Annotated in this window: 7 protein-coding genes; 2 read left to right on the forward strand and 5 right to left on the reverse strand. The window is 57.3% G+C overall.

The features are described from left to right. The 4 genes from G7Y51_RS12140 to G7Y51_RS12155 form a co-directional block, all read right to left on the reverse strand. On the reverse strand, nt 1–705 hold a 705-nt coding region (locus tag G7Y51_RS12140), incomplete at its 3' end, for a UvrD-helicase domain-containing protein (protein WP_165177858.1). A gap of 1883 nt (nt 706–2588) precedes the next feature. After that, a complete protein-coding gene (locus G7Y51_RS12145) occupies nt 2589–4406 on the reverse strand; it encodes a C69 family dipeptidase (RefSeq protein WP_241160244.1) in 1818 nt (605 codons plus the stop codon). Nucleotides 4407–4432: 26 nt separating this feature from the next. Further along, the gene (locus G7Y51_RS12150; protein WP_277424699.1) at nt 4433–5842 is read right to left on the reverse strand and encodes an L-serine ammonia-lyase; all 1410 of its coding nucleotides are present in this window, start codon (nt 5840–5842) and stop codon (nt 4433–4435) included. Between the two features lie 891 nt (nt 5843–6733). After that, the gene (locus tag G7Y51_RS12155) at nt 6734–7624 is read right to left on the reverse strand and encodes a LysR family transcriptional regulator (RefSeq protein ID WP_241160246.1); all 891 of its coding nucleotides are present in this window, start codon (nt 7622–7624) and stop codon (nt 6734–6736) included. Between the two features lie 143 nt (nt 7625–7767). On the opposite strand from G7Y51_RS12155, the gene G7Y51_RS12160 reads away from it, so the two are divergent. Continuing rightward, nucleotides 7768–8766, forward strand: coding sequence for an aldo/keto reductase (locus G7Y51_RS12160; protein WP_165177864.1), 999 nt, complete (start codon nt 7768–7770; stop codon nt 8764–8766). Between the two features lie 170 nt (nt 8767–8936). Here the strand turns inward: G7Y51_RS12160 and rbr are convergent, their stop codons facing one another. Next, complete coding sequence (rbr, locus tag G7Y51_RS12165; RefSeq protein WP_165177866.1) at nt 8937–9512, reverse strand: rubrerythrin; 576 nt, start codon at nt 9510–9512, stop codon at nt 8937–8939. Between the two features lie 216 nt (nt 9513–9728). Here rbr and G7Y51_RS12170 point away from each other — a divergent pair, with 216 nt between their 5' ends. Then, nucleotides 9729–10751, forward strand: a complete 1023-nt coding sequence (locus G7Y51_RS12170; RefSeq protein WP_165177868.1) for a M48 family metallopeptidase — start codon at nt 9729–9731, stop codon at nt 10749–10751. The last annotated feature ends 115 nt before the right edge of the window (nt 10752–10866 follow it).

Raw genomic sequence — 10866 nt, forward strand, 5'->3', positions numbered from 1 at the left:
CTCGTCCACCATGACATAGCGGATTTTTTCCCTGAGGGGCGCAAGCACGCTGTCCTGGTTTTGCGTGAGCAGCCTGTAAGCCTCAAGCTGGATCACCGAGAAGTCCAGCAGATTCTCCTGCTCAAGCAGTTTCTGGTAAAGGGCGTACCACTTGCCGAGCGCCTGTATGGCCTCGTCCGGGTCGGCCATGAGGGCCTCGGCGGAAAGCATCTCTTCGGAGAGCTTGTTCATCCAGCCGCAAAGCAGGGTCGCCTTCTTCCATCGGCTGGTCTGCCTCTCCCCCTTGAGCAGCAGCGTCACCGGGGCGAGTTCCTCAAACTCGCGCAAATGCTGGAAGAAGAAATAGCTCTGGTCAAACTGATCCATCACGGTGAAGTTCTTCTTCAGCCTGGTGAACTCCCGATGCTCCTCAAGCAGACGGAGACAAATGGAGTGGAGCGTGCCGATGTACATTTCGTCCACGTTTACGGTCACGCCTTCCTGCATGAGCCGCCTGGCCACGCGAGAAACGATTTCCTTGGCGACCTTCTCCGTGAACGTGGCCACGAGAAGCTGCTCCGGCTTGACGCCCTTGTTGACGACCAGATGCACGATACGTTCGACAAGGGTAAAGGTCTTGCCGGAACCAGGCCCGGCAATGACCAATACCGGGCCGTTCTCATGCGTGATGACGGCCTGCTGCTGGGGGGTGGGTTGAAAGTCCATCAAATTCCCCTGATTTTGCTTGTCTGTCACCCAAAGAACGCCGATGACATCGGCAGGACGGCAATGCCTCAGTGGAAAAGATAGTTCTTTATTTATAACCCTTTTCGCAAGAAAAGAAAACTTCTGCTGGCACGCCCCGCCGGGGCTTCTCTGCCCGTCGCCTTAGGGCCTATTAACACTTATCAGAAAAAGTCTTGTTTTTTCGGAACACTGCCTCGTACTTCTGCCGGGGAAGGGATTTTCGTTGAACCCTTAGAGCATTTTTTGATTGAAAATGGATATTTTCAATCAAAAGCTGCTCTAATGCTATAACACTCTGGAATAGTTGGTAGAAAAATATCTTACATATTTTTCTACCAACTATACTACCAACATTCTTTCTGGCTTTCAGAGGACTCTATCACCCTTCATCAGCCAACCTCCCCATGCCGGGCGGGTCGCCTCTTGGCATTTTCATTTCCCATACACTTGCCGTACCTTCTGAGCCGACTTCCAGCGCCTGATTCATTTTTTGCAAAGCACCTTGCCTGGTCTCCGAAGCTCAAGCCAGGACACGCATTCGGGCACGCCGGACATGCTGACGTCGCCCTCTTTGCGACGAATAATCCATCCCTGCGGGAAATGGCAATCTCACATCTTCCACGAAGATTGCACTTTCTCACCATGCACACAGGAGGCTCGCAACCTCGAGACGCAAAGACAGCGACACCCCAAAGCGATTCTCGTTTCTCATGGTTTGTCTCCATACCGACACGAGGTGGGCGCGATACACACAATCCCGTCCCGGCTCATACCCCGTAGCGTTCTCCCCATACGCACTGTCACCGCCAGCCTGGCATTCGGATGCCCCCGCTGTCACGCTCACCATGTCGACCATTCTGTGAACCAAATACAGATCGGACGGCTGCCGCATGATGCCCAGACTTTCGCCGCATACCGTCTTCCTGTGAATAGGATGGTTATCCCGTGTCGTCGTCATGCTTATCAGCAGCACACCAGATACAACTCCGCTTCACGTCTGATACGCACTCGCCGCATTCCCGATATCCGCATCATACGTCTCCGTTTTCGCGCGGATGCCTGTTCATTTGTCCGGCATTATCTCCGAGGGCCAGCTTACGTTTGTCTATACGCTGCGCGTATAGCCTCACGGCTGGCGAGGGGCGTTGCCCCTTCGAACCCCGAAAAGCCCAAAGGCAGGAAAAACGGTGAAGTGCGCCAAACTGATCCGCAACATTGCCGTCATCGTGCGCGTGTGCACGGACGAGCATGACATCTTCCACCAAACCTGCCTCGACATCCGCTTGCGAAACACTGCGAAAGAGAACCTACGGACGACTGAAGCCGTGAAGGTATTGACGGAGGTGGTGGCATTGAGCGGCATGTTGCTGAGTTTGCATCATGTGCATCATTGGTGGATGAGCCGGAGGAGGGTCATACTGATGAAAATTTTCCACACGGCACGGGAGCAGACGACAAGCCCAGCCACTATCTTGTGCGTTCGGATTATCCTATCCAGGCAGACACGCCCTCGCCCCAGGTGGTGTGCCACAACCCTGCCATGTTCTGTGCGCTTATCGGCAACACAGGCTTTTTCTCTTCACCCGCAGAGAGAAATCCAACGAAAAAAAGAGGAGGGTATTGCCAAAGTAATGTTTGCTTCCTGCCAAAGCCAGATTCCATGCGGCTCGAAAGTGGCGAAAACATTCAAAAGTTAACACTCTCAAATTACATTGTAAGCGCAACTCCGTCTTGAAATTGTCCCCTGTTGGGAGAGGGGCAGATGCCCTCGGCCAGCGGCGGGACTTCGGGCGCGGAGCCGGCTTTCACCGCCGTCAGGGCATTGCAACTTTCCAAGATTGCAATGCCCTGGGTCGGTTGTCTCATTTGCCGTCTTTGGCGTAGCCGCGCGCCGGTCCATGAGAGTAATCGGTTTTATCCAGCCACTCCTGCGGGTATCCCACAGTTTGGGCCATCTTGTCCGGCGTATTCACGAACCCCTGGGCATACTTGGCGACAAGAAATTCGAAAAGTTTGCCCCAGTCGGCCCGCACAGCTTCAGCATACGCATTGAACCTCTGGTTCCGCTGGGCGGCAGCCTGATGTGGAGCCGAGCTTGCCAGTGCCGCCAGCTCGTCTTCCAGTGTGTCCTGAATGCGGACTCCCTCGGCCTCGTTCAAGGCGGCGCGCGCCTGGATGTCGCGGATCATATACGAATACTTGAGCTGGGCGTAGTTACCCACAAGGTTATAGCTCCACCATGCGCTGTCTCGCGAGAAGGCGCGGGTGTCGCCTTTCTCGTAGCCCTTTGGCAGCGGTCCCACGGTCAGAGGCACAAAGACGGATTCAGCCGGGCGGTCCAGGGCCAGCCAGAGAGTTCCGGCCAAGGGGGCGGGCAGATGGGGCTTCCATTGGCAGATGTAGACATAGCCTGTGTAGTACATGGATATGGGCCGTTCCCACGCGCCGTTGAGCACAGCCTTGGGATCGCCCACATCGCCGTGAGGATCGTAAGGACCGAGGTAGCGTTCCGGTGAACCGAACGGGCCGGCTGCTACCCCCTTGGTCAGATCAAATTCCGTGCCTTCATAATGATCGCGGTGGATGCGCTTTACGTCCTCCACGTTCATCTTTCGATCCGGTCTGATGGAGAAGGGATAGGCGCGAGTGCTGCCGCTTTCCACCCAGGCGGGCAGCCCGGCCGAGGGCGCGGCCAGGGAAAGGGCGCGCCACACGCGGCGCAGGGAATAATAGGGGTGATTGTATTCGCCGTGGCTTACCGAAACAAGCCAGTCCACAGGCAGGGAAGCATCCTTGGGAGAACGCCAGCCAGCCCGTTCTATAACACCCATCAGGCTTTTTCCCCACATCTGGTCGGGATTGCCCGGAACAAGATCGCGGATACGGAATTCATTGGCCGCTACCCAGAAATGACCGTCGGGAACACGCTGGGCCACCCAGAGCCCCCCCGTCCCTTCCGGCGACGGGGCCATTTCCATAATCCAGGCTTCCTTTCCATCGGCCACGGGCAGGGTTTCGCCGGTGCCGTAATAACCATACGTTTCAATAAGCTGCCCCATGAGGGCGACGGCTTCGCGGGCCGTGCGGCAACGCTCCAGAGCCACGCGTGACAATTCCGCCGAGTAAAAGATGCGCTTGCCCGGCTCCGGACCGTTGCTGATGAATGCGCCGTCAGTGCATTCTCCGAACATCAGGCCATGCTCGTTCATGATGCCGTAGTTGCCGTCAATATAGGCGTATGTGTGGACGGCCTGCGGAATGTGACCGATGGGGATGGATGGCGCATTGCCCGGATTGGCGTAACCAGGAGCGCGGTTCTTGTCCACCAGACGCGGGACGAGGAAGGCGTTGAATTGAGGCTGGTCCCCCACGGCTACAGCGCTGGCGTATACCGGGCGCAGGCTGCCCTCGGGCCAGTCGCGGGCGGGGACAAAAACAATGCTCTGGTCGCCCAGATCATTGTCGTCGGAATGGCTTACCAGCATACTGCCGTCGGACGAGGCCCCCGGCGTTACGATGGTGGTGGTGCAGGCCGCGTTTTTGGGCATGGGAGGCAGGCGAAGGGGTTCCGCTGATGCGGTGCCCCGCAGCAGCGTCGCGGTCAGGAATATGGCCAGAATTCGGATCATGTATCGGGGCAACGCCGACGAAAGTAGCGGGGACGTGGTTTTGTCTTTCATCCCTGTTCTCCTTGATTGAATTGTCATCAGCAAGTCCCGGTGTAAAACAGAGCCAGCCCGCCCTTGGCGGTCTCACGGTAACGCGGGTCCATATCCCTCCCCGTGGCGTTCATGGCGCGAATGGTCAGATCCAGCCCTACGGGATGCCAGGTTCCCTGGCCGGATCGGGCCATGACACGGGCGTTCCAGGCTTTGACAGCTCCCATGGCGCAACGGGAAATGCAGGGAATCTGCACATAGCCCCCCACAGGATCGCAGGTCATGCCCAAATGGTGTTCCAGAGCCAGTTCCGCCGCGTTTTCCACCAGTTCGGCACTGCCGTCCAGCACATGGGCGGCAAGGGCTGCCGCCATGGAGGAGGCCACGCCGATTTCTCCCTGACAGCCCACATCCGCTCCGGCAATGCTGGCATGGCGCTTGGCCAGCATCCCCACAAAAGAGGCAACCAGCATTCCGTTCACAAGCTGTTCCCCCTTCAGGTTGCGCTCATGCTCCAGCGCATAAACCACAGCGGGCATAACGCCTGCGGAACCGGCCGTGGGGGCTGTGACGATGGGATGTCCATCGGAATTTTCCTCGGCGGCGGCATGGGCATATGCGCTGAGGCGGGCCAGAAACGCGTCCGCTCCCCCCATGCCTTCCGCCGCCTTGAACATGCCGTTGGCGCGGCGTTCCACCTTGTACGGTCCCTTGAGCTGACCGGAGCGGGCCAGGCCGTTTTCCACCGAAGCGGTCATGGCGTTCACAAAACGCAACAACCCTTGGCGGACATCATCAGGATGCATGCCGGTCAAGGCCGTCTCATTTTCCATGAGAATGACAGGCATGCTTTTGCCCGTGGCCTTCATGCATTCCAGCAGACCGTTCATGCTATCGAAGGCATGCGCCGGTTCGCCGCGTTCCGGGGCTTTCCAGCCTTTCCACTGCAAAAAACCGCCGCCTACGGAATAGTATTCCCGTTCCGCCAGCGTCCTGCCGCCGGCGGCAAGGCTGATTCGCAGCACATCGCTGCAAGGCGCGCCGGCGGCTTCCCCCTTTTCAAAAATGAAGTTGCCCATGCCGAAGGGCAGGGACAGCGGGCCGCAATGGATGGTGACTGTATCGTCTTGCCGGACATAGAGCCCGTCCATGATCTCCACAGTGGCGCTTTCAGGCGTTACCCCCTGCAGCCCCGCGGTGACGGCCTTGTGCGTGCCATGCCCAATGCCCGTATCGGAAAGGCTGCCGTACAGGCGAACCTGCAGCGTATCCGCCTGCCTCAAATCCGCTTCCGGAAGATTGCGCATAAGCTCGAGAAAGTCGTTGCCGGCTTTCATGGGCGCAATTGTGTGCGAGCTGGATGGGCCGGGGCCGATCTTGAACATTTCAAAAACCGTAATGTCCAGCGCCCGTTCCGGGCGGGCACCGGGTTTCCAGGTCGGATCATAACCTCCCAGAACACTGGCAGGAGAAAGGAGAAGGCCCGCCCCTAAGCCTGCCCCCCAATAAAGGAATTGCCTGCGAGTTTTCATGACTCGTCTTCTCCCTGATTTTATGCATTTGCTGATAGAATTCGTGTACGGCGACGGGGAGTTCCAGCGACGGATTCCAGCCGATAAGCGTGGCCATGCGCAGGTTGAGGGCAAGGCTGACCGTCGTTGCAAACACTTGGGAGATAGCGCGCCGCCTTGCGCCCCTGATGAGGGCGTCCATGATTCCCGCGCTGAACCGCCTATGGCGGTAATCATTACAGAAATCTCCTGTCACTATCTGTGATTATGGCTCAAAACCTAACAATAAATCAAGGGTCACCTTCATACGTCAACTCATCAAGTCTTCGGAAAAAGAAGACGAGGAAATCGCGGCTGAAAGGAAGGCCATGCCTGCAACCGACAAGCCCGAAAGTGTCTACCGTCTCTGAACGCCGTCTGGCACCTTGCACTTTTTCCTCTGCCTTTCCCTTTTTGAGAGCGTGAGAAGCGAAGCGCCGAACGCTCTGCCGGAGTCCAGAGGCGAAGCCTTTGGCAGGATGTTAGCTGTGTCAGACAGCTTGAATTATAATGATAAGAACTTGATTTATTATAATAAGTTAGAAAATAAGGTTTTTAATACCCCACAGGATACCCCATAAAAATATGGCTTTGCTTACGCCAAAAAAATTTTCTTTGGAGGGCATGAAACTGGCTGGAAGGAGCTGCTTTTAGAACATTTTGCTTTTGAAATTGAATAATTTCAAAACAAAATGCTCTAAACAATACCCACATGTTTCCAATTTTTTCTAGAGGTGCGCGGAACATACAGAGGGAAAACCAATCGAGTTACACAAGCGAAGAACAGAGTAATTTGCTCTATTTTATATATTTCTTTAGTACTTTTATAAATTCCTTAAAAATTGCTGATGGATTTTTCGCATACACCACTCCATACGGCATGGTATAATCCCATTCCATCGGCAGCGTCACCAGTGAAGGATGCACGTCCGCCCAGATTTCCGGCGTTTCCATGAGGCAGCCAAGCTGTTCGCACTGGTTGAACACTTCCGCATCATAGATATTGGGCATGTCGATGAGACGAATGTTTGCATGATGCCGGTCGATCTCGTCGCGCATCCTGTCCAGCACGGGCGACACGCCGCGCCTGACCAGCATAAGCGATTCTCCCTCAAGATCATCCCATGTCAGCCGTTTTTTCCCCGCCAGGCGATGCTTTTTTGAAAGAGCCACACAGCAGCGTTGCTGCGCCAGCAGGCAGATTGCATACTGTTTTTTCCAATGAAAATTGTCGCACGGGCTGACAAAGCAGTCGATGTCCTTGCCCAGCGATTCCAGCATGGCGGACAGGCTGGCCGGGCTGTCGTCAAAGGGAATAATCCTGATCTGAAAATCCGCGTGTTCCGCATCAATAGCGGCCCATACATCAAGCAAAGGTTTACACGGCCGCAAAAAGGATGTGCCGAGCCTGATAATGCCCTGCCCGGTTCCCGCTATGCGGCGTGCCCGCCGAACCGCATCTTCCGATGCCGCCATGATTCGTTTCGCGTCCTCATAGAGGGACCGGCCCGCCGGGGTCAGTTCCACGCCATGATTCGTGCGCTTGAGTAACGTGACCCCCATTCTCCATTCTAGGGCGTTGATCTGATTCATGATCGAAACAGGCGAGCAAAAACGTGCCGCGGCCGCCTTGGAGAAGCTGCCGCAATCCGCCACCTGAACAAAGACTTCAATACCGGGGTGGAACATGGGGGCCTCCGCGCCGGGTTGCTTTCAGTTTTTCTTAAAACGCTTAAACAATTTTCCGTATTCCCTGTCAAGAGCGGCGTGCCTATAGAGTCCTCAAAGGCGCGGGAACGGAGCGCATCCCTAGAAAAAACGAGGTAAATGCTATGCAAAAAAGAATGTTGGGCAAATTGACCGTATCGGCTTTGGGTTTGGGTTGCATGGGCTTTTCGCAAAGCTATCCGCCCTTTCCCGAAAAGAAGGATTCCATCGCCGTCATACGCAGAGCCGTGGAACTGGGTGTTACGTTTTTTGATACTGCCGAGGTATACGGCCCCTATACCAACGAGGATCTGGTGGGAGAGGCGCTTGAGCCGTACCGGGATCAGGTGGTCATAGCGACCAAATTCGGCTGGAGCATCCCGAAAGACGGCGGAGCCTATACCGACAAGGCGTTCGGGCTGGACAGCAGCCCCGCCGCCATCCGCAAGGCCGTGGAAGGCTCGCTCAAACGCCTCCGCACGGACCATATCGACCTCTATTACCAGCATCGGGTTGATCCCAGGGTGTCCATAGAGGACGTGGCGAACACGGTGAGCGAGCTCATTAAGGAAGGCAAGGTGCTGTATTTCGGGCTTTCCGAAGCGGGTGCGGACATTATCCGCCGGGCGCACGCCGTCTGTCCGGTCAGCGCCGTGCAGAGCGAATATTCCATGTTCTACCGCGATCCGGAACAAAAAATCATCCCCACGCTGGAAGAACTGGGCATCGGCTTCGTGCCCTTCTCTCCTCTGGGCAAGGGCATCCTGAGCGGGCGGTTCCGCCGCGATTCAAAGCTGGACAAGAGCGATTACCGCAGTTCCATCCCGCGCTTTCAGGGCGAAAACTTCCAGAACAACATGAAGCTGGCCGAATTTGTCACGGAACTGGCCACGCGGAAAGGGGTGACTCCGGCGCAAATCGCTCTGGGCTGGGTGCTGGCGCAGAAGGAATGGATGGCGCCCATTCCCGGAACCACGAAAATCAGCCGCCTTGAAGAAAATCTGGGCAGCCTGAATGTTTCCTTTACGGCGGCAGAGCTGGCATCCATCAAGGCGATGCTGGATGGCATTGTCATAACCGGCGCGCGTTACCCTGAAAGCCACGCGAAGCTGGTGGATAATTAGAGCATTTTGCTAATGAAATTAGCAAAACGATCTAGAGCAGATTACCTTTGGCTTTTTATGAAAGCCAAAGGTGGCATTCAGGCGAAAAACGCGGTTTTCGCCTGAATGTACGCCGCGTTGCGGCGGCTGCCGCTTTCGCGTCAGCAGAGCATTTTCAAAGAGAAAATGCTCTAAAAGGCGTAATTCAGTTCCTCAAAATAGGCCCTGGGATGGGCGCAGGCCGGGCAGACCTCCGGCGCATGGTCGCCTTCCACTAGGCAGCCGCACTTCAGGCAACGCCAGATCGTGGGCTTGGGGCGGCAGAACATGCGGCCTTCCCGGATCAGCGCGGCCAGTTCCAGAAAACGCTTTTCATGAAAGGCTTCGGCCACCGCGATATTGCGCATGACCGCGGCGATTTCGGAAAAGCCCTCCCTGGCCGCCACATCCGCGAATGACGGGTACATTTCAGTATGCTCGTAGTGTTCGCCCCCGGCCGCTTCCCTCAGATTGGCCTCGCTGCCCGCAATGACCCCTGCCGGGTACGCGGCCCGGATTTCCACCTCGCCGCCCTCAAGATACTTGAAAAGGCGCTTGGCGTGCGTCTTTTCCTGCAATGCGGTCTCGGCAAAAATGTCCGACACCCAGACAAAGCCGTCTTTTTTGGCCTGGACGGCGTAAAAATCATAACGGTTGCGGGCCTGGGATTCGCCGGCAAAGGCGGTCAGAAGATTTTTCTCCGTCTGCGTTCCTTTCAAAGATTTCATATCCACCTCATATGTGAAGCATGCCTGGCATGGTTGCGCAATTCAAAAAATAAAGGAAAAAACAAGGGGATAGACACTGCTATCCCCGCATAATTTCTACCGGGCTTTGCGTTATCTGTCAAGGCAGGCGCAGTCTGTCCCCAGGGCTGCAGCATCGTATGCGTCTGCTCTGGCCCCGCGCTTTACAGCTCTGGCCGCCTGTGGCAGCCTTGCCACATGCCTGCAAATATCGCCGCCTTCGGCCCTGCCTCTTCCTCCAGATCTCCGTATGCGGTCTTTGCGGCTCCCGCGCCGCAAGCCACCGTATTTTTTACCCTGGCCGACGGCACGCGCCTGGAGGCTGTACTGCGCCGCTCGGCGCGGGCCCGGCGGCCGCGTCTAACACTCACCCCGGCCGGGGATCTTCTGCTGGTAGTCCCGCAAGCCCTGACCCCGGCACGCATTGAGCAGCATCTGCCCCAATTTTTGCCGTGGCTGGAACGGGCCTGGCGCAAGCAGCAAAGCCGCGCGCCCGTGGCCACGCTGCCGGAGCGCATTGTGCTGCCCCTGCCGGATCGGGAATATCTTCTGGAAATTGCCGGGGACTGGGCAGCAGGCCGGCGTCAGATCGCTCAAGCGGCTCGCGCCCCGGAACTCGCGCCCCCTCTGCTGCTCAACGCCGGGGCGCAGCGGCTGCTTGTGCTGGAAGAACCGGGCCGTTTGCGCCTTTTCGGCTCTGTGGACGACCCGGCCGTTTGCGCCCTGGCCCTGCGCCGCTGGTGCCGGGCGGCGGCCGCGCGCCTGCTGCCGCCCTACCTCGCTGCCCTTGCCGCGCAAGGCGGTTTTGCGCTGGCCGGGGTCAGCGTGCGGGATCAGCGCAGCCGTTGGGGAAGCTGCGCGCGCGTGCGCGCGACCCGGGAACAGGCGCAAACCGGGGAGCGCCGCACACCGGCGCGCAGCGGCTTTGCCGGTTTTCTGAGCGCCTTGCTGGGAGACAAAGAGCGCGAAGAATGGACGGAAGCGCCCAAAACGGCGGGGCGCATCAGCCTGAACTGGCGGGCAGCCCTGCTGCCCGTGCCCTTGCTGGAGCACCTCTGCTGGCATGAGCTCTGCCATTTGCGGCAGATGAACCACTCCCCGGCCTACCGGGCCGAGCTGGCGCGCTTTTCGCCGCACTGGCCGGAGATGGAAAAAGCGCTGAACAAAGCCTGGCGCGAGATGTCCTGGTGGGCCCTGCCCGCCACGCCGCCGGCGCGTTAGAGCAGATTAACTTTAAATTTTTTCATACCCGCACGATTCAAACCAGCCCTGGGCATCATTCTGTGTGATCATGCTCAGGGCTTTCGCTACTACCGCATAAAGCTCTTCATGGGTA

This window comes from Desulfovibrio sp. ZJ369, from assembly GCF_011039085.1.
Classification (GTDB): domain Bacteria; phylum Desulfobacterota; class Desulfovibrionia; order Desulfovibrionales; family Desulfovibrionaceae; genus Desulfovibrio.

Excerpts from the sequence above, each read along its gene's own strand:
- G7Y51_RS12155 (WP_241160246.1), bottom strand. The coding sequence starts at position 7,624 with ATGTTCCACCCCGGTATTGAAGTCTTTGTTCAGGTGGCGGATTGCGGC.
- G7Y51_RS12170 (WP_165177868.1), top strand. The coding sequence starts at position 9,729 with ATGCCTGCAAATATCGCCGCCTTCGGCCCTGCCTCTTCCTCCAGATCT.
- G7Y51_RS12145 (WP_241160244.1), bottom strand. The coding sequence starts at position 4,406 with ATGAAAGACAAAACCACGTCCCCGCTACTTTCGTCGGCGTTGCCCCGA.
- G7Y51_RS12160 (WP_165177864.1), top strand. The coding sequence starts at position 7,768 with ATGCAAAAAAGAATGTTGGGCAAATTGACCGTATCGGCTTTGGGTTTG.
- rbr (WP_165177866.1), bottom strand. The coding sequence starts at position 9,512 with ATGAAATCTTTGAAAGGAACGCAGACGGAGAAAAATCTTCTGACCGCC.